Genomic DNA, 374 nt, shown 5'->3' with positions numbered 1-374 from the left:
GGGGGAATCCATGTAGCCGCGTTAAGTGGTGAGCAACGCCACCACAAAACTCAATTTGGACGCCGTAAACACTGAACTAAACCCAAACCCAAAATGCCAAGCGTGGGGAATCACTCTTAAATTGTTTGTTAGCAGTTTATACTTACACCACCTGTTTTTCTTTCAGTAAGTCTAAGTTACCTTTAAGGATTGACGAGAAGTCTGTTAATCGGTGATAAATAACCGTACCGTGACTTTTCATAGATTTTGAATCAGATGGATTGCAAGCTACTAACTTTTCCAATAAATCGGATAATTCATTACAAAACTTGTCTATTTCCGAGTAATAACCATCAAAAAGGATTTTATTCTTCCTCAAAGTAGTGATGAAATGT

General features: G+C 37.7%; 1 protein-coding gene. It reads right to left on the bottom strand.

The window, feature by feature from the left end; translation table 11 throughout:
• Nucleotides 1-142: 142 nt before the first annotated feature.
• The coding region (locus AB4496_RS22100; RefSeq protein WP_372131975.1) for a hypothetical protein at nucleotides 143-374 on the bottom strand (232 nt) is incomplete at its 5' end.

The sequence above is a fragment of the Vibrio sp. 10N.222.46.A1 genome (assembly GCF_041473595.1).
GTDB classification, from domain to species: domain Bacteria; phylum Pseudomonadota; class Gammaproteobacteria; order Enterobacterales; family Vibrionaceae; genus Vibrio; species Vibrio tasmaniensis_A.
Note: the sequence above shows the minus strand (reverse complement) of the source record. Positions and strands in the feature narration are given on the sequence as shown.